17 protein-coding genes are annotated in these 18,063 nt (G+C 60.1%); 10 read left to right on the forward strand and 7 right to left on the reverse strand.

All coding sequences use genetic code 11. From position 1 onward, the window contains the following. Positions 1 to 24 precede the first annotated feature (24 nt). The 5 genes from mreC to ACR3EM_RS11630 are packed head-to-tail and all read left to right on the forward strand — an operon-like array spanning position 25 to position 5,480. Positions 25 to 927 carry a rod shape-determining protein MreC gene (gene mreC / locus ACR3EM_RS11610; RefSeq protein ID WP_480470846.1) on the forward strand — a complete coding sequence of 301 codons (903 nt, stop codon included), beginning with the start codon at positions 25 to 27 and terminating at the stop codon, positions 925 to 927. Then, a complete protein-coding gene (locus ACR3EM_RS11615) occupies positions 920 to 1,456 on the forward strand; it encodes a rod shape-determining protein MreD (RefSeq protein WP_480470847.1) in 537 nt (178 codons plus the stop codon). Before mreC ends, ACR3EM_RS11615 begins: the two co-directional genes overlap by 8 nt. Next, positions 1,453 to 3,402: a penicillin-binding protein 2 gene (gene mrdA / locus ACR3EM_RS11620; protein ID WP_480470848.1), complete on the forward strand. Its 1,950-nt coding sequence runs from the start codon at positions 1,453 to 1,455 to the stop codon at positions 3,400 to 3,402. Before ACR3EM_RS11615 ends, mrdA begins: the two co-directional genes overlap by 4 nt. Continuing rightward, positions 3,399 to 4,538, forward strand: a complete 1,140-nt coding sequence (gene rodA / locus ACR3EM_RS11625) for a rod shape-determining protein RodA (RefSeq protein ID WP_480470849.1) — start codon at positions 3,399 to 3,401, stop codon at positions 4,536 to 4,538. Before mrdA ends, rodA begins: the two co-directional genes overlap by 4 nt. Positions 4,539 to 4,547: 9 nt before the next feature. After that, positions 4,548 to 5,480, forward strand: coding sequence for a 2-hydroxyacid dehydrogenase (locus ACR3EM_RS11630; protein WP_480470850.1), 933 nt, complete (start codon positions 4,548 to 4,550; stop codon positions 5,478 to 5,480). On the opposite strand, the gene ACR3EM_RS11635 is transcribed toward ACR3EM_RS11630, so the two are convergent. Further along, on the reverse strand, positions 5,477 to 7,492 hold the full coding sequence (locus ACR3EM_RS11635) for a M3 family metallopeptidase (RefSeq protein WP_480470851.1): 2,016 nt from the start codon (positions 7,490 to 7,492) through the stop codon (positions 5,477 to 5,479). The two genes, ACR3EM_RS11630 and ACR3EM_RS11635, sit on opposite strands and share 4 nt — an antisense overlap. Before the next feature lie 141 nt (positions 7,493 to 7,633). Here ACR3EM_RS11635 and ACR3EM_RS11640 point away from each other — a divergent pair, with 141 nt between their 5' ends. Beyond that, positions 7,634 to 8,845: a trans-sulfuration enzyme family protein gene (locus tag ACR3EM_RS11640; protein ID WP_480470852.1), complete on the forward strand. Its 1,212-nt coding sequence runs from the start codon at positions 7,634 to 7,636 to the stop codon at positions 8,843 to 8,845. 88 nt (positions 8,846 to 8,933) lie between these two features. Here ACR3EM_RS11640 and ACR3EM_RS11645 read toward each other — a convergent pair whose 3' ends face one another. From ACR3EM_RS11645 to ACR3EM_RS11665, 5 genes are all read right to left on the reverse strand, one after another. Then, positions 8,934 to 9,983, reverse strand: coding sequence for a HesA/MoeB/ThiF family protein (locus tag ACR3EM_RS11645; protein WP_480470853.1), 1,050 nt, complete (start codon positions 9,981 to 9,983; stop codon positions 8,934 to 8,936). Then, positions 9,983 to 10,438 (reverse strand): dUTP diphosphatase, encoded by a 456-nt coding sequence (gene dut, locus ACR3EM_RS11650; protein ID WP_480471920.1) that lies wholly within the window; start codon positions 10,436 to 10,438, stop codon positions 9,983 to 9,985. Before dut ends, ACR3EM_RS11645 begins: the two co-directional genes overlap by 1 nt. Before the next feature lie 27 nt (positions 10,439 to 10,465). Continuing rightward, on the reverse strand, positions 10,466 to 11,662 hold the full coding sequence (gene coaBC / locus ACR3EM_RS11655; RefSeq protein ID WP_480470854.1) for a bifunctional phosphopantothenoylcysteine decarboxylase/phosphopantothenate--cysteine ligase CoaBC: 1,197 nt from the start codon (positions 11,660 to 11,662) through the stop codon (positions 10,466 to 10,468). A gap of 62 nt (positions 11,663 to 11,724) precedes the next feature. Further along, positions 11,725 to 12,546 carry a ChaN family lipoprotein gene (locus ACR3EM_RS11660; protein ID WP_480470855.1) on the reverse strand — a complete coding sequence of 274 codons (822 nt, stop codon included), beginning with the start codon at positions 12,544 to 12,546 and terminating at the stop codon, positions 11,725 to 11,727. Further along, positions 12,543 to 13,421 (reverse strand): RNA polymerase factor sigma-32, encoded by an 879-nt coding sequence (locus ACR3EM_RS11665; protein ID WP_480470856.1) that lies wholly within the window; start codon positions 13,419 to 13,421, stop codon positions 12,543 to 12,545. The genes ACR3EM_RS11660 and ACR3EM_RS11665 overlap by 4 nt, the downstream gene beginning before the upstream one ends. Before the next feature lie 101 nt (positions 13,422 to 13,522). Here ACR3EM_RS11665 and cobU point away from each other — a divergent pair, with 101 nt between their 5' ends. From cobU to ACR3EM_RS11685, 4 genes are read left to right on the forward strand one after another with little or no spacing between them, the layout of a single operon-like run. Next, positions 13,523 to 14,044, forward strand: coding sequence for a bifunctional adenosylcobinamide kinase/adenosylcobinamide-phosphate guanylyltransferase (cobU, locus tag ACR3EM_RS11670; protein WP_480470857.1), 522 nt, complete (start codon positions 13,523 to 13,525; stop codon positions 14,042 to 14,044). After that, positions 14,041 to 14,619, forward strand: coding sequence for a histidine phosphatase family protein (locus ACR3EM_RS11675; protein ID WP_480470858.1), 579 nt, complete (start codon positions 14,041 to 14,043; stop codon positions 14,617 to 14,619). The genes cobU and ACR3EM_RS11675 overlap by 4 nt, the downstream gene beginning before the upstream one ends. Positions 14,620 to 14,677: 58 nt before the next feature. Continuing rightward, positions 14,678 to 15,562, forward strand: coding sequence for a glutathione S-transferase N-terminal domain-containing protein (locus ACR3EM_RS11680; RefSeq protein WP_480470859.1), 885 nt, complete (start codon positions 14,678 to 14,680; stop codon positions 15,560 to 15,562). Between the two features lie 47 nt (positions 15,563 to 15,609). Further along, entirely contained in the window at positions 15,610 to 17,124 is a 1,515-nt protein-coding gene (locus tag ACR3EM_RS11685; protein WP_480470860.1) for a YifB family Mg chelatase-like AAA ATPase, read from the forward strand. Here the strand turns inward: ACR3EM_RS11685 and gshB are convergent. After that, positions 17,121 to 18,053, reverse strand: a complete 933-nt coding sequence (gshB, locus tag ACR3EM_RS11690; protein ID WP_480470861.1) for a glutathione synthase — start codon at positions 18,051 to 18,053, stop codon at positions 17,121 to 17,123. The two genes, ACR3EM_RS11685 and gshB, sit on opposite strands and share 4 nt — an antisense overlap. Positions 18,054 to 18,063: the final 10 nt, after the last annotated feature.

The following is an 18,063-nucleotide window of genomic DNA, read 5'->3' on the forward strand; positions in this document are numbered from 1 at the left end:
ACGAGCAGCACGGGAAGGTAACCTGTGGCAAAGGACCGATCACAGCGCGATGAATACACAACCCCCTTGCGCCGCCTGCTGCTGGGGATCGTGGTTCTGTGCTTGCTGGCGATCTTTCTGGTCTGGCGCATCGATAGCCCGCGTGTCGAGCGGTTCAGGGCGCAGGTGGTGGATACGGTTGTCCCTTCGATGGAATGGGCGATGGTGCCGGTCACTGGTGCCGTCAATCTTGTGCGGGACTTCCAAAGCTATCAGCGCCTGAGCGAACAAAATCAGGAGCTGCGTAGCGAGCTGCGCCTGATGCGCGCCTGGAAAGAGGCCGCGCTGCAGCTGGAGCAGGAGAACGCGCGCCTGTTGGACCTGAACAATGTGCGGCTTGATCCCCGGCTTACATATGTGACCGGCGTGGTGATGGCCGATAGTGGCTCACCTTTCCGGCAATCCGTGCTGCTGAATGTGGGCGAGCGTGATGGGATCGTCGATGGCTGGGCCACGATGGACGGGATCGGCGTGGTCGGACGTATCTCGGGGGTTGGGCCGGATACGGCGCGGGTGATCCTGCTGACGGATGCATCCAGCGCGATACCGGCAACCATTCAGCCCTCGGGTCAAACCGCGCTGATCGCAGGTGACAACAGCGCATCGCCGCTGGTTGAGTTCCTCGAGAATCGCGAGTTCGTCCGCCCCGGAGATCGCGTTGTGACATCCGGAGATGGCGGCGTGTTTCCAGGTGGATTGCTGATCGGTCAGATTGCCGTCGATCCGGGCGGCAGGTTGCGCGTGCGGCTTTCAGCCGATTTTGAACGGCTCGAGTTCCTGCGCGTCCTGCGCTTCCAATCCGCCCAACCCATTCAGGACCCCGGCGGCATCGTCGGACCCCGGCAACCTGCGGCTGCACTAACTCCGCAAGAGGTTACCGATGGATAGGCCAACCTCACATCTCTGGCTGAAACGCGGGCTTTATATCGCGCTTGCAGTGCTGGTGATGTTCCTGCACCTACTGCCGCTCGATAGCAAGCCGGATCGATGGCCCTTTCCGGATATCCTGATTGCACTGACTTTTGCATGGGTGCTGCGCCGCCCGGAGTATGTGCCGATCCTTGCGATTGCGTTCGTGATGCTGATGGCTGATCTATTGCTGCAACGTCCTCCGGGGCTGATGGCTGCGTTGGTGGTTTTGGGTGCAGCCTATCTGCGCAATGCTGCGCCGGGGATGCGGGATGGCGGGTTCGTCAGCGAATGGACCAACGTAGGCGCGGTGATCACGGCAGTTTTTGTGCTCAACCGCGTCATTCTTGCTATTCTGTCTGTGCAACAGGCAACGCTGGGACCGGTGGTGATACAAGTTGTTCTGACAATTGCGGCTTATCCTGTGATCGCCCTGCTCAGTCAGAGCGCGTTTGGCGTGCGTCGCAAGTCTGTCACGGACAGCACAACCCCGGGGGCGCGGGCATGAAACAGCGCAAACCGAAATCACAGGGCCTCGCCTATAAGCGGCTGCCTCGCCGGGCGCTGGTTTTAGGCGGGTTGCAGGCCGCGTTCATTGGCGGGCTGGCGGTCCGCATGCGGTTCATGCAGGTAGATCAGGCCGACGAATACCGCCTGCTGGCCGAGGAAAACCGCATCAATATCCGTCTGATCCCCCCGACACGCGGGCGGATCTATGATCGCAACGGGCAGATCATCGGTCAGAATTCGCCATCTTATCGCATCGTGATGGTGCGCGAAGATGCAGGCGATATCGACAAGGTCATTACCAAGCTCTCCGAGCTGATCCCCCTCACCCAAGACGAAATTGAGCGCGCGAAAGCCGAGATGCGCCGCTCTGCCCCATTTCTGCCGGTCACGCTCGCCGATCAGGTCACATGGGAAGATATTTCGAAAGTCGCCGTCAACGCCCCTGCCCTGCCCGGTGTCACGCCCGAGGTGGGATCGACGCGTCAATACCCTCGGTACGAGGATTTTGCCCATGTGGTGGGCTATGTTGGCCCGGTCAGCGATTATGATCTCAGCCAGATCGACGACCCCGAACCGGTGCTGCGCATCCCTCGGTTCCAGATCGGCAAGGTCGGGCTTGAGGCCAAGCAGGAAATTCCATTGCGCGGCAAAGCCGGAGCCAAGCGGGTCGAGGTTAACGCCACGGGCCGCGTGATGCGTGAACTCGACCGGCAGGAAGGCACTGCCGGGGCGGATCTGCAACTCTCGGTCGACGCAGATCTTCAGCAATACGCGCAGGCCCGCCTGGCCGGAGAAAGCGCCGCCGCTGTTGTGATCGACTGCGAAACCGGAGATATCCGCGCCATCAGTTCGGCCCCAAGCTTCGATCCGAACCTGTTTGTTCGCGGTATTTCAGTTGCTGATTACCGCACGCTGACCAATGACAAGTACCGCCCGCTGGCCAACAAGACGGTGCAAGGCACCTATCCGCCCGGTTCGACCTTCAAGATGATCACCGCGCTGGCCGCGCTTGAAGCCGGAGTGATCGGCCCGTCGAACACAGTATACTGCCCCGGCCATCTGAAGGTCGGCAGCCGCCGATTCCACTGCTGGAAACGCGGCGGGCATGGAACTGTTGATCTGGAACTGTCGCTGAAGCGCAGCTGCGATGTCTACTACTATGATGTCGCCCTGCGGGTTGGCATCGACAAGATATCCGAGATGGCGCGCACCTTTGGACTGGGGGTCAAGCACGATATTCCGATGTCCGCCGTGGCGGCTGGCCTGACCCCCAACCAGGATTGGAAAGAGCGGGTACACGGGCAGGAATGGCTGATTGGTGACACGGCGAACGCCTCGATCGGTCAGGGCTTCATGCTGGCTTCACCGCTGCAGTTGGCGGTGATGACGGCACGGCTGGCGACCGGGCGAGCTGTGACACCGCGCCTTGTTCGCTCGATCAACGGGGTAGAACAGCCCTCGGGAGCGGGCGAGCCTCTGGCGGTGAACCGAAACAATCTGGAACAGGTGCGCAAAGCCATGTTCTCGGTCTCGAACGACCGGCGCGGCACGGCCTATCGCAGCCGTATCATCGCAGATGACTTCCGCATGGCGGGCAAGACGGGTACCAGTCAGGTGCGCAACATCACCAAGGCCGAACGCGCCGCAGGCGTGATCCGCAACGAGGATCTTCCATGGGAGCGCCGCGACCACGCACTATTTGTTAGTTTCGCACCCTACGACAATCCAAAATACGCAGTCGCTGTTGTGGTTGAACATGGCGGCGGCGGCTCAAAGGCCGCGGCCCCAGTGGCGCGCGACATCATGCTGCAAGCGCTTTACGATGGAACGCCCCCGCTTGAGGCGTATCCGACCGGTGATCGTGAGCGCATCAAGGAACAACAAAAACGGCTTGAGGGGGATCGCCGCCCCAAAGCGCGTCCTGACGTGAAGGACCGCGCATGAGCTATCTCGAATACGCCGTCAAATCCACGCCCTCCGGGTTCCGCAAGTTCTTCTATATGAACTGGCCGCTGACCCTGCTGCTGATCAGCGTGGCGAGCGCAGGTTTCCTGATGCTCTATTCGGTAGCCGGTGGGTCATGGACACCATGGGCTGAACCGCAGATAGAACGGTTCGGTCTGGGCCTAGCGGTCATGTTCATCATTGCGCTTGTGCCGATCTGGTTTTGGCGAAATATGTCGGTCGTGGCCTATCTGGGCTCAATCGGCTTGCTCATCGTGGTGGAGCTGTTTGGAACGATCGGCATGGGTGCCCAGCGTTGGATTGACCTCGGCTTCATGCGACTCCAACCCTCTGAGGTGATGAAAGTGGCGCTGGTGATGGTGCTGGCTGCCTATTACGACTGGTTGCCTGCCCATAAAACATCGCGACCACTCTGGGTGATCATCCCAGTCATTCTGATCCTGATCCCGACCTTTATGGTCCTACGTCAGCCAGACCTCGGCACTTCGATCCTGCTGCTGGCGGCAGGCGGAGGTTTGATGTTCCTCGCCGGTGTCCACTGGGCCTATTTCGCCGCCGTAATTGCGGCAGGGGTCGGCCTGATCGCCACCGTTTTCAATAGTCGCGGAACAGAATGGCAATTGCTCAAAGATTACCAGTTCCGCCGGATTGATACCTTTCTGGACCCTTCAACCGATCCGTTGGGGGCTGGATATCACATCACCCAATCCAAGATCGCTTTAGGCTCGGGCGGCTGGAACGGGCGCGGGTTCATGCAGGGCACGCAATCACGGCTGAACTTCCTGCCCGAGAAACACACCGATTTCATCTTCACCACATTGGCCGAAGAGTTTGGCTTCGTCGGCGGTATCACCCTGCTGATCCTCTATGCCATGATCCTGATCTTCTGCATGGTCACGGCTCTGGCAACCAAAGATCGTTTCTCGTCCCTGGTGACGCTGGGCATTGCGCTGAACTTCTTCCTGTTCTTTGCCGTCAACATGTCGATGGTCATGGGGCTTGCCCCGGTTGTCGGTGTGCCATTGCCGATGGTCAGCTATGGCGGCTCGGCCATGTTAGTGCTGATGGCCGCCTTCGGCATCGTGCAAAGCGCCCATATCCATCGTCCCCGCTAAGAGGTACCAATGCCCGTTAACGTCCTGTTTTCCGCCCGCCCCGGGTTGTGGCCGGAATATGAACCGCTGCTGCGCAAGGGTCTGACCGAGGCCGGGTCAGATTTTCATCTGGCCACGGACATCCCCGCGGATCAGGTCGATTATGTGGTCTATGCCCCGAACGGAGGGCTGCGGAATTTCACCCCGTTCACCCGCCTCAAGGCGGTGTTCAGTCTTTGGGCCGGGGTAGAAAGCATATCGGGCAATGAGACTCTGACCGTACCGCTGACGCGCATGGTGGACAGCGGGCTGAAACAGGGCATGACGGAATGGGTGGTGGGCCATGTGCTGCGCTATCACCTCGGCATGGACCGCCATATCACCCAACAGGATACAACATGGGAACCGGATGCGCCGCCTTTGGCATCCCAACGCACCGTGGTCGTTTTGGGTTTGGGTGAGCTGGGCGCGGCTGCGGCGCGGGCGCTGGCGGATTTGGGCTTTCACGTCATCGGCTGGAGCCGGACCGCAAAGGACATTCTCGGAGTGACCTGCCTGCACGAGGCGGACGGCCTGCGTGATGCCCTGTCTCAGGCCGAGATCGTGGTTCTGCTACTGCCAGACACGCCGGCGACCGAAAACACGCTGAACGCAGAATCGCTTGCCCTATTGCCAAAAGGGGCCAAGATCATCAACCCGGGCCGCGGACCTCTGATCGATGATGACGCCCTGCTGACCGCACTGAATTCAGAGCAGGTCGGACATGCCACGCTAGACGTCTTCCGCATCGAACCGCTGCCGACCGAGCATCCCTATTGGGCGCATCCGAATGTGACGGTGACGCCCCATATTGCATCTGAGACCCGACCGGTGACCGCCGCTCAGGTGATCTGCGAGAACATTCGCCGAGGTGAAGCGGGCGAGCCCTTTCTCCACCTCGTTGACCGCGAACTGGGGTATTAGGCCGCGATCAGCCCGCGACCCTTCAGCAAGGCCTCGACCCCCGGCAGACGCCCGCGGAATGCCAGGTACAACTCCTCCGCCTCACGCGAACCACCGGTTGAGAGGATATTGTCCTCCAGCGCCTTGGCGCGTTCTGGGTCAAATGCGCCGCCTGCTTCTTCGAACGCCGCAAAAGCATCGGCATCCATAACCTCGGACCACATATAGCTGTAGTAGCCCGAGCTGTATCCGTCGCCTGCAAACACATGGGCGAAATGCGGGGTGGCGTGGCGCATTCCTATGGCGGATGGCATGCCAATATCGGCCAGAACCTCGGCCTGTTTCGCCATCGGATCAGCGGGTGCAGCGCCGTCATGGAATGCCAGATCGACCAGAGCCGAGGCCACATACTCGACCGTCTGGAATCCTTGATCGAAATTGGCCGCCTTCAGCACCTTTTCCAGCATCTCTTGCGGCATCGGTGCGCCCGTCTCGGCATGGGTGGCGAATTCGGCCAGAACCTCGGGCACTTCCAGCCAATGTTCATAAAGCTGGCTGGGCAGTTCAACAAAATCACGCGCAACGGAGGTGCCCGAGATGCTTTCGTAAGTCACATTGGACAGCATCTGATGCAGCGCGTGACCGAATTCATGAAACAGCGTGCGCGCATCGTCATAGGACAACAGCGCCGGGTCACCTTTGGCGAAGTTGCAGACATTGATCACGACCGGGGCCTGCACTTTCGGGAATTTCGCCTGCCCTCGCATCGCGCTGCACCATGCACCCGAGCGTTTTGATCCGCGCGCGAAATAATCCCCGATGAACACCGCGATGTGCTGCCCGTCGCGGGTCACCTCCCATGCACGGCAATCAGGGTGGTAGAGCGGCACATCCAGCGGTGTAAATTCCAGTCCGAACAGGCGATTGGCGCAGGCAAAAGACGCCTCGATCATCCGGTCCAGCTGCAGGTAGGGCTTCAGCGCTGCCTCATCCAGATCATGTTCGGCCTTGCGGCGTTTCTCAGCGTAGTAGCGCCAGTCCCAAGCCGCCAGCGGGCCATTGACGCCATCCTCTTGCATCATTGCAGTCAACACTTCAGCATCCGCGTCTGCGCGGGTTTTGGCGGGCTCCCATACGTCCATCAACAGCTCACGCACACGGTCCGGCGTGCGGGCCATCTCGGTCTCCAGCTTGTACTCGGCGAAGCTGTCATAGCCTAGGAGCTTGGCGCGTTCTTCACGCAAGCGCAGAATTTCCGCCGCAATTTCCCGGTTGTCAGTGTCGCCACCATTCGCGCCGCGCGCAGTCCAAGCGCGGTAGGCTTTTTCGCGCAAGTCCCGGCGCGGCGAGAATTGCAGGAACGGCACAATGATCGACCGCGAGAGCGTAACTACAGGGCCGTCCACGCCCTTCTCCTGCCCTGCAGCGCGTGCGGCATTGACCGCAAATTCAGGCAGGCCCTGCAGATCATCCTCGGTCAGCTCCATGAACCAATCGCGCTCGTCCGCCAATAAGTTCTGGGTAAAGGACGTGCCCAGCGAGGCAAGCCGTGCCTTTATCTCTTGCATGCGCGCATCGGCATCACCTTCCAGCGCAGCACCTGCGCGCACGAAACCACGATGCGACAGCATCAGAACGCGCGCCTGTTCGTCACTCAGACGCAGCTCATCGCGGCGTGCCCACAGATCAGCCACGCGCTGAAACAAAGCCTTGTTGGATGAAATCCTCGAAAAATGCACCGCCAGTTTCGGCGAGAAATCGCGCTGCAGCTCTTCGCGCTTGGGATTACTGTCCGCACCCGCAACCGTGAAGAACACCGACAGGACCTTATCCAATTGCTCGCCTGCGGCCTCCAAGGCTTCGATGGTATTGGCGAACGTAGGTGCATCTGGGTTGGCCGCAATCGCTTGGATCTGCGCGTTATGCGCCTTCAGTGCCTCTTCCAGAGCGGGGGCAAAATCGTCATCCGAGATCTTGGCAAAGGGGGCGAGTTCAAACGGAGTTGTCCAGTCGGACAGGATCGGGTTCGTCATTCTGATCTCCTTTGCTGGTCAAGCTAGGTAGGCCGGGGGCAATGGTCCAGAGGCAGTGGATCGGAAAGATCGGATTCTGTCGCAGACCCGCTTGCGCGAGCGATCTCACCTGCGCAGTGTTCCTGTCAAAGGAGACAGGACATGACCAGATCGAACCGTTCCGCCGGGATTATGACAACCGCAATCCATGCAGGCGATCCGCCCGACACCGCGACCAATGCATCGGCCCCACCGATCCATGTGAGCTCGACCTACCTTGTTGAGGATCTGGCCGGATTTTCTGCGCATGATCTGACGCCGGACAGCCCTTATCTCTATTCCCGCTGGGCGAACCCGACAGTCGCGGGATTGGAGGCCAAGATTGCGGCCTTGCAGGGAACCGAGGCCTGTTTGGCGACGGCCTCAGGCATGGCGGCGGCATCGGCCATTTTCTTTACCTTCCTGTCGGCGGGCGATCATCTGATCGTCTCGGATGTCTCTTACGCCGGCGTGGCTGAACTGGCGCGCGAGACTTTGCCGCGAATGGGTATCGAGGTTTCGGTGATCAATATGTCTGATCTGGAAGCGGTCGCAGCCGCGATACGGCCCAACACGCGTCTGATCCATACGGAAACGCCGGTGAACCCGATCAACCGCCTGACCGATCTGGCGGCCGTCTCACAACAGGCGCGCGAGGTTGGTGCGTTGCATAGTTGCGATGCAACCTTTGCTTCGCCCCTAGGCACGGACACTGTCGCATTGGGTGTCGATCTGACGATGCATTCGATCACGAAATATATCGGCGGGCATGGCGATGCCGTCGGCGGGGCCGTCACCGGATCGGCCGAGCTGATATCCAAGATGCGTGCCGAAGCGAGCATCCATCACGGCGGAATCCTGTCTCCGTTCAATGCCTGGCTGATTGCCCGAGGCGCGTCGACCCTGCCATTGCGTATGAAGGCACATCAGTCCGGTGCCATAGAGGTCGCAAAGTGGCTTGAAGCAAATCCACGGGTTTCACAGGTGATTTATCCGGGCCTGTCTTCGCACCCACAGGCGGAGCTGGCTGCACGGCAAATGTCGAACACATCAGGCATGATTTCGTTCCAGGTCGGAAGTACCGCCGACGGAGAGCGCATTGCGCAGCAGATGATCGAGCGCCTAGAGGTCATCCACTACGCCGTGTCATTGGGACACCATCGCAGTCTGATTTTCTGGATGGAAACCGAAGGCCTGATGGAGACTTCTTTCAAACTGCAGGGAGTTCAACTGGAAGATTACCGCAGATATGCGGGCGACGGGATTTTCCGCATGTCCGTTGGTCTGGAAGATGCCGAAGATCTGATTGCTGATCTGGATCGCGCTTTGGGTTAAGGAACGCTCCCGCCCCCGCAGCGCGCATCAAAGATGCACCTTGGCAGGGTTGCGCCAGGCCGTGTGCCGGTGGCACGCGGCGGTTGCTTTAAGCACCCACACCTGCGCAAATCGGGCAATCGGCAGTTTTGGAGAGTGTGATCTTGCGGCTTTCGCCATAGAGGGCGTCGTAGATCAACATCTCTCCGCGCAGTGCCTGCCCTGCCCCGGTGATGACCTTGATCGCCTCCACCGCCATCATTGACCCAACGACGCCGGGAAGCGGGCCGATCACTCCTGCTTCGGCGCAAGATGGGGCAAGGCCGGGGGCCGGGGCCTCGGGAAAGATACATTGATAACAGGGGCCGGTCCTGGCGGGATCGAAGACGCTCAGCTGACCCTCCCATTGCGACAGAGCGCCCGAGATCAGTGGCTTGCTCAGCGCGACTGCGGTTCGGTTGGCCAGATAACGTGTATCGAAATTATCAGTGCCGTCGAGTATCAGATCGAAGTCTGCGAACAGATCGGCAGAGATCTCTTCCGTGAGCCGACGATGATAGGGCAGAACAGTCACGTTCGGGTTCTGCGCCTGCATCACGGCCTGAGCCGAAAATACCTTGGGCATCCCGATATCCGCATCGCGATGGATAACTTGCCGTTGAAGGTTGGCGTTTTCAACCTCGTCATCATCAATCACACCGATTGTGCCAACGCCCGCCGCAGCCAGATATTGCAAAGCAGGCGCACCCAGACCACCAGCCCCTATCACCAGAACCCGTGCCTGTTTCATCTTTTTCTGCCCCGGGCCGCCGAGCTCTCGCAGGACGATGTGGCGGGCATAGCGTTCCAGCTCGGTCTCGGTGAATTGATCTGACGGCATTCTGGGTTCCTTGGCCTCGGCGGCTTCCGCTCGGTTTCGCAGCGCTTTCACGCCTCGCCCATAAAGCAGAGCCAGCAGCGCAGTGCCAGTCAGGATCAGCCACATCGCGGCAGAGCCACCTGTCGCCTGACGCAACGGATGTGCCTCGGGCAACACCAACTGAGCGATGATGACACCGATCAGTAGCATGCCGACAGATGCCATCCGTGCGATACGGGACACGCCTGCGATATAGCCGATCCCCCATAGGCCTGCCGCAAGGATCAGGACCAGCAGCATCAGCCGCGCCCGGTCGAACCGAAACCGCCCGCGCCCCGGTCGGTTTCAGACAGCGTGTCGGTGGCTTCGAATGTGGCTTGCACCACTGGAGCGACGACAAGCTGGGCGATGCGTTCTCCGTGGGTGATTTCGAACGGGTCCTGACCTGCGTTCAGCACGATCACACCGAGAGGACCACGATAGTCACTATCGATGGTTCCGGGCGTGTTCGGCAATGTGATGCCGTGTTTCAGGGCCAAACCCGAGCGCGGGCGGACCTGCACCTCAAACCCTTGCGGAATCTCGATCCGCAGGCCGGTAGGCACCAAGGCGCGTTGACCGGGGTCCAGTGTAATTGTTGCCTTTCCCGGTAGATTGGCCCGAACATCCGCCCCTGCGGCCCCCGTAGTTTCGTACGAAGGCAACGGGATCGAGGGATCGGCCCCGTCCTCGCGGATCACACGAATTGCAACCATCCCCAAACCTCTCATTTTCTACGGAGTTTACCCTGCCAAAACCGCGGCAATCTTCTGCGCCAATCGTTCGGCCACCGCGTCCTTGCCCATGCGCGGCCATTCCTCAGCCCCTTCGTCCGAGATCAGAATCACCGCATTCTCAGAGCCACCCATGATACCCGTCGCCGGGCTCACATCATTCGCAACGATCCAATCGCAGCCTTTGCGCGCACGTTTCGCGATTGCGTGCTCAATCACGTTATCCGTCTCGGCGGCAAAACCTACAACGAGCGCAGGGCGTCCCGCCTTCATCCGCGCTACACGTTTCAAGATGTCCGGATTCTCGGCGAATTCCAAAGTAGGCAAACCGTCTCGGCTTTTCTTCAGCTTCTTGTCCGTGGCCGTCGCAACGCGCCAATCCGCTACCGCAGCCGCAAAGACCCCTGCATCCACGGGCAAAGCGGCCTCGACCGCATCGGACATCTCTTGCGCCGTCTCGACCGGCACGACCTGAACCCCTTCGGGTGGCGCAACCTCGGCAGGTCCGGTGACAAAAACCACCTCTGCCCCGAGCGCCGCCAGCGCCCGTGCCACTGCCGTCCCCTGAGCGCCCGAGGACCGGTTCGCAATATACCGCACCGGGTCAATCGGTTCATGTGTCGGGCCAGAAGTTACCAGCACGCGTTTGCCCCTGAGCGGCCCATCACCGAGCTGCGCCTCGATCGCAACCACGATCTCCAGCGGTTCCGACATGCGGCCCGGGCCGTACTCGCCGCAAGCCATATCGCCCTCATTCGGACCCACGAAACGGACACCGTCCGCCTGCAGTTGCGCCAGATTGCGTTGCGTCGCTGGGTGATCCCACATCCGCACGTTCATAGCAGGCGCACACAGAACCGGCGTGTCGGTTGCCATCAGCAGCGTCGAGGCCAGATCATTGGCCAGCCCCCCGGCCATCTTGCCCATCAGGTCAGCAGTCGCAGGCGCCACCACGATCAGATCAGCAGAACGTGATAGCTGGATGTGCCCCATCTCGGCTTCATCGGTCAGGTCAAACAGATCGCGATAGGCTTTCTCTCCGGCCAGTGCCGAAACGGACAAGGGGGTCACGAATTCCTCTGCCGCACGAGTCAGCACCGGTGTCACCGCTGCACCGCGTTCGCGCAGCCGTCGGATCAGATCCAGCGACTTATAGGCCGCGATCCCGCCGCCGATGATCAGCAGAATGCGTTTGGTTGCCAACATGTCTTGCCCTTCCGTCCCGGTCGGCCCCGACATTAGGCAAGGCAGCCGGGCAGTTCCAGCAGTTAATTCTGTGTCTCAAAGGCTTTGCAGGGGTCTTCACGCTCGACAATGGGGCTGTCAATCACCGCATCAAACTCACCAGAGATGAGACCGTCCTCGGACTGTCCCAAAACGAAGACCTTCAACCCCGGACGCAAGCGCGACAGGAATGTGGGGATACCGCGATCCTTGCGAGCATGGCCATTGCCGGTGATCACGGCAACCGGGCCACCGGTTTCATCGGTGGCACGCAGGATGGCACGTGTCAGAACGGCATCGCGCAAACGCTGGATCGCCACCATCTGCGGTAAAGCCTCGGCAGGCAACGCGTCGCAATGAGCCGCAAGCTGATCTGCCTCGCGCGCCGCCTGATCTTCGGGTGAGAGCGGAATGGTCAGCCCATATCGCGCCGCATCCGCACCCAGCGCAGTGGCTGCGCCCCGTTCCATCGCGGCCCGCGCAGCAGTTCGTGGGACCATCGCACCGTAAACCGGAGCATTCGACGCCTGGAATACCGGATAATACATGCTGAGCGGGGGCCATCCGGATTCGGCCCAGCGTAGAATCCGTGACAATTCCTCGGGGTTGGCCGCCGCCTTCTGCGCCAAACGCTGAGCGCCCTCTTCCGTCACCATTTCCCAGACCACGCCCGAGGGCCCAATAGCTTCGATCGCCTCGGTCTGGACGAGGTGATGCCGCGGATTGTCGTGAATTTCGCCCAAGATAACGACATCTGCCGATTGCATGGCTTCCAATACATCGTCAGGTATCAATTCTGCAGCGCGGACCGTTTGGCCAGCACTTGCAAACAGCACAAACGCTACAAGAATCGCAAAGAGTTTCATGCGAAGAAGTGTTGCACCTCGCGCGATTGCGCTTCAAGGTTCTTGCGCATCTTAACAAAAGCTGCAGCCTCAAGCTGACGTACACGTTCCTTTGACAGTCCGAGTTCCTTGCCCAGGCTCTCCAGCGTCCGCGACGGTTCACGCAGCTTGCGTTCGCGCACGATGAAACGTTCACGATCATTCAGCGCCTGCATCGCGGTGACCAACCATTCGCGCAGCTGTTGCCTGTCGTGACTGTTTTCTACGGTTTCAGCCGCTTGCTCCCGATCATCTTCCAGCGCATCAATCCACTCGCGCCCGTCTTCGTCCGTCGACTGAACCGCATTCAGGGAAAAATCGGACCCGGCAAGCCGCCCCTCCATCATTTCAACATCGCGCAGGGGAACGCCGATTTCAGAAGCGATCATCTGATGCAACTGGTGTCGGTCCAGATCCAGACCCTCGGTCGCGGCCTCGCGCTCTAACCGTGCCTGCACCCGGCGCATGTTGAAAAACAACGACTTCTGAGATGAGGTCGAGCCAGTGCGCACCATGGACCAGTTGCGCATGACGTAGTCCTGAATGCTGGCCTTGATCCACCAGACCGCATAGGTCGAAAAGCGCACACCCCGATCCGGATCGAACTTGTCTGCAGCCTTCATGAGGCCCAGCCCGGCCTCTTGGATCAGGTCGTTCATCGGCGCGCCATAGCGTTTGAACTTGGCCGCCATCGAAATCGCCAGGCGCATATAAGCGGTGATCAGACGATGCAGGGCCTGCTCGTCCCGGTCATCACGCCAGGCATAAGCCAGCTTCAATTCGGTCTCGGCATCCAGCAACTCAGCCTTCATTGCCTGTCGGGACATCGAAAAATCGTTTGCGTTGTCCAGTGCCATGCAACTCTCCCTTTACCACAGGCTATAGACCGGGCTTGTCTTGCCGACCTGAGGTCGATACGCAGAACAAAACCGGGTGGATCACCAGAAAGGTAATAAAAGTGCACCCCAATTTAACCTTTGTGTTGGGCGGCGCGGCTTCGGGAAAGTCGCTTTTTGCCGAACAACTTGCTGTTTCCACAGGGAAAAGCCGGGTTTATCTGGCCACATCACAAATGTTTGATGATGAGATGCGCCAGAAAGTTAGGCAACATATTGCACAAAGAGGCAGCAAATGGGTGACAATAGAGGCACCTTTTGAGCTGCCTCCCGAGCTGGCGAAGCTGACGGAAGATCAGGTCTGCCTGATCGATTGTGCCACCATGTGGCTAACAAATCATTTGCTGGCTGAAGCCGATCTTGATCAGGTTCAGGCAAAATTGCTTGGCGCCTTGAAAGACTGCGCAGCGCAGATCGTCATCGTATCGAACGAAGTCGGCCATGGGATCGTCCCCGACAACGCCCTGTCCCGCCGCTTTCGCGAAGCGCAGGGACGGCTGAACATCGCGCTGGCTGCCCAGGCGGATCGGGTCGTGCAAGTAACCGCCGGGTTGCCTCTGGTCCTGAAAGGTGCGCCCCTGTGACCCGGCTGCATCTGGTCCGGCACGGGCCCACTCATGCAAAAACCATGGTCGGTTGGTCCGATCTGCCCGCTGACCTGAGTGATACGGCAGCGATTGATCGCCTCTCTGCCCATCTTCCGACTGAGGCAATCGTGATCTCATCCGACCTGTCGCGCGCGGCCGACACCGCCAGTGCCATTCAGGGCGCACGGAAACGATTGCCGCATCACCGCGATCTGCGCGAGATCAACTTTGGCAGTTGGGAGCTGCGCAGTTTTAAGGAGATCGAAGCCGAAGACCCCGAACTTTGCTTTGCTTATTGGGACAATCCGGGCGAGGTGCGTCCACCGAGTGGTGAAAGCTGGAACGAGGTGCGCACACGGGTTGATGCAGCCATCGATACGCTGATTTCGGCCCATACCGGGCGTGATCTAATCGTAGTGGCCCATTTCGGTGTGATCCTGACCCAGGTCCAGCGCGCGCTGGAAGTCGACGCGCAAGAGGCCTTTGGCCATAGGATCGACAACCTCTCGGTCACCGAGATTACCCATCACGGCGACCGCTGGTCCGTGGGCCGCATCAATCATCAACCGTGATGGACTTACGCACAAATCAACGATTTACCTGCGCCACCTGATCCGACATCGTTCAAACATGACCTATGACCTTTTCATCGGCGACCGCCTGTTTTCCAGCTGGTCCCTGCGCGGGTGGCTTATGCTCGAGAAATTCGGCCTGCTTTACCGCTCTCACATGATTGGCCTTTATGCCGGAACAATGGCTGCGGATATGGAGTCTCTGGCCCCCGCCCGCCTCGTCCCGGCCCTGAGATTGCCGGACGGAACCGTGGTCGGCGAAAGCCTCACCATGGCAGAAACACTGGCCGAGCGACATCCTGAGGCTGGGCTTTGGCCCGCCGGTCCCGCGGCGCGCGCAACGGCCCGCTGGCTATGCGCTGAGATGGTCGCAGGCTTCTCGGCCCTAAGGGGCGAATGCCCGATGCAATTGCGGCACTGCTGGGAGGGATTCAAGCCGTCACCGGACACGCTGTCCGACCTAAGCCGGATCGAGACACTGTGGGCACATGCCCGCAACGTCTCGGGTGCAGAAACCGGCCCGCTATTCGGGGCCTATTCCCTAGCAGATGTGTTTTACGCTCCGGTTGCTGCGCGGATCATTGGCTATGGCCTGCCGGTGTCTGAGGCAAATCGTGCCTATTGCCTTGAGCTTCTGTCGGATTCGCCTGTCCGCCAGTGGCGCGCGATGGGCCTGACAATCTCTTATGATCCCTTTCCCTATCCGCAAAACCTGCCTGAACAGAACTGGCCGATTGGTGGATCCTTAAAGGCAAGAGCCGTTGAAACCGGCCCATCGGTCAACACGGGCTGCCCGTATTCCGGTAAACCTGTTACGGACTACCTTGAGCTCGACGGTCAAGTCTGGGGCTTCTGCAATCCGTCTTGTCGTGACAAAACCGTTGCCGATCCGGGCGCATGGCCGAAATTCACCGCAATGGTGGCTGGCGTTAACCATTCCTAAACCGCAACCATGGCAGCAACGTCCTGTTAACCAAGAACAGGATTGCCATGGTCGCCCGCGCCCATACAGTTGCCTTTCAGGGCGTTGACGCCCGCCCGGTCGAGGTGCAATGCGCCGTCTCGCCGGGTCTTCCGGCCTTTTCCATCGTCGGGCTTCCCGACAAAGCCGTATCCGAGGCGCGCGATCGGGTGCGCAGCGCGCTCAGTTCGATGGCGATCGCACTTCCGTCCAAGCGGATCACCATCAACCTGTCCCCTGCCGACCTGCCGAAAGAGGGCAGTCACTTCGATCTGCCCATCGCAGTAGCGCTGCTCTCGGCACTTGAGATCATACCAACCGATGCCGCCGAAGGGGCTGTGGCCTTGGGCGAGCTTTCGCTCGACGGGTCGCTGGTGCCCGTCGTTGGCGCTCTGCCCGCCGCCATGACCGCCGCAGCCGAAGATCGTTCGTTGCTCTGCCCGGCGGCATCCAGCGCCGAGGCGGCGTGGGTCGACGCCACTCAAGTCATCGGCGCGGGGTCTCTGGGCGATGTGGTCCGTCACTTCACCGGCCAATCCGCGCTGCCCGCCGCGACCCCGGGCGAGGTCAGCCTATCGCCCAGCGCGCGGGATTTGCGGGATGTCAAAGGTCAGGAACGCGCCAAACGCGCGCTGGAGATTGCTGCGGCAGGACGGCATCATTTGATCATGATCGGCACGCCCGGTTCCGGCAAATCCATGCTGGCGGCGCGGCTGCCCGGTATTCTGCCACCATTAACGCCCGTTGAAGCGCTGGAGACTTCGATGATACAGTCGCTCTGCGGTTTGCTGGACGAAGGTGGTATCAGCCGGGCACGCCCATTTCGCGAACCGCATCACACCGCATCGATGGCGGCCATTGTCGGTGGCGGCAAAGGTGCCAAACCCGGAGAGATTTCGCTTGCGCATAACGGCGTTCTGTTCATGGACGAATTCCCCGAATTCCCGCGCACTGTTCTGGAAACCCTGCGTCAACCCATTGAGACCGGAGAGGTCATGGTCGCCCGTGCAAATGCGCACGTCAAATACCCCTGCCGGTTCATGCTGGTGGCGGCAGCCAACCCCTGCAAATGCGGCTACTTGACCGACCCGTCGCGCGCCTGTTCCCGCGCCCCGGTCTGCGGCGAGGATTATCTGGGCCGTATCTCAGGGCCTTTGATGGACCGCTTTGATCTGCGGATCGAGGTTCCGCCAGTCGGGTTTACCGATCTTGATCTGCCACCCTCGGGCGATAGCTCAGCCACCGTTGCCGCGCGCGTCGAAGCGGCACGGGAGGTACAGGCTGAACGGTTCGCTGACCTGCATGGTGCACGTCAGAACGCCGACCTCGAAGGCACGTTTCTGGAAGAATGCGCAACGCCGGACGCAGAAGGCAAGGAGCTGCTTCTGAACGCGGCAGAACGGTTTGGCTTATCCGCCCGCGCCTTTCATCGAATTCTGCGGGTTGCCCGCACCATCGCAGATCTGGACGGCGAGGCGGACATTCGTCGCCCGCATATCGCCGAGGCGCTGAGCTTTCGCATCAGCGCCAAGGTTGGGGCCTAAAGCTTTGCTTCAATCGCCTGCCAGATCTTCTCGGCAATATTCTCGCCGTTGAAACGCTCAAGCTCCTGAATACCGGTGGGCGAGGTCACGTTGATCTCGGTCAGATAATCACCGATGACATCGATCCCGACGAAGATCTGACCCTTTTCCTTCAGCAGCGGGCCGATTGCGGCGCAGATTTCCATGTCCCGTTCGGTCAGACCAACCTTCTCGGGCCGCCCACCCACATGCATGTTCGAACGTGTCTCGCCCTCAGCCGGAACGCGATTGATAGCGCCCACAGCCTCACCATCGACCAGGATCACCCGCTTGTCGCCATTACGCACATCGGGCAAGAACTTCTGCACGATCAGCGGCTCACGTGAGAAGCCAGTGAACAACTCGTGCAAAGAGGTCAGGTTGCGGTCATTCGCATCCAGCCGGAACACCCCGGCGCCGCCATTGCCATAGAGCGGTTTGAGGATGATATCTTCATGCTTTTCTTTGAACGCCTTGATGGTCTGCAAATCCCGCGCGATCGTCGTTGGTGGGGTCAGATCGGGGAAATCCAGTACCAGGAGTTTTTCGGGATAATTCCGCACCCAGAAGGGGTCATTCACCACCAGCGTTTGCCCTCTCAGGCGATCCAGCAGATGGGTCGAGGTGATGTAATGCATGTCAAACGGCGGGTCCTGCCGTAGCCAGATGACATCGAAATCGGCCAGATCGACCTCGCGCTCCGGACCCAGCACAGCCGGGTCACCCTGCATCCTCTGAACCGACATGTCATGACCACGCGCGGTTATGCGCCCTTCTTGATAGGCCAGTTGGTCCGGGCCGTAGAAAAACAGCTCATGCCCGCGGGCCTGTGCTTCTTCGGCCAAACGGAACGAGCTGTCGGCATTGATATCCACGGCCCCGATCGGGTCCATCTGAAAGGCGATTTTCATGGCTTGTCCC

The sequence above is a fragment of the Ruegeria sp. AH3 genome (assembly GCF_056536265.1).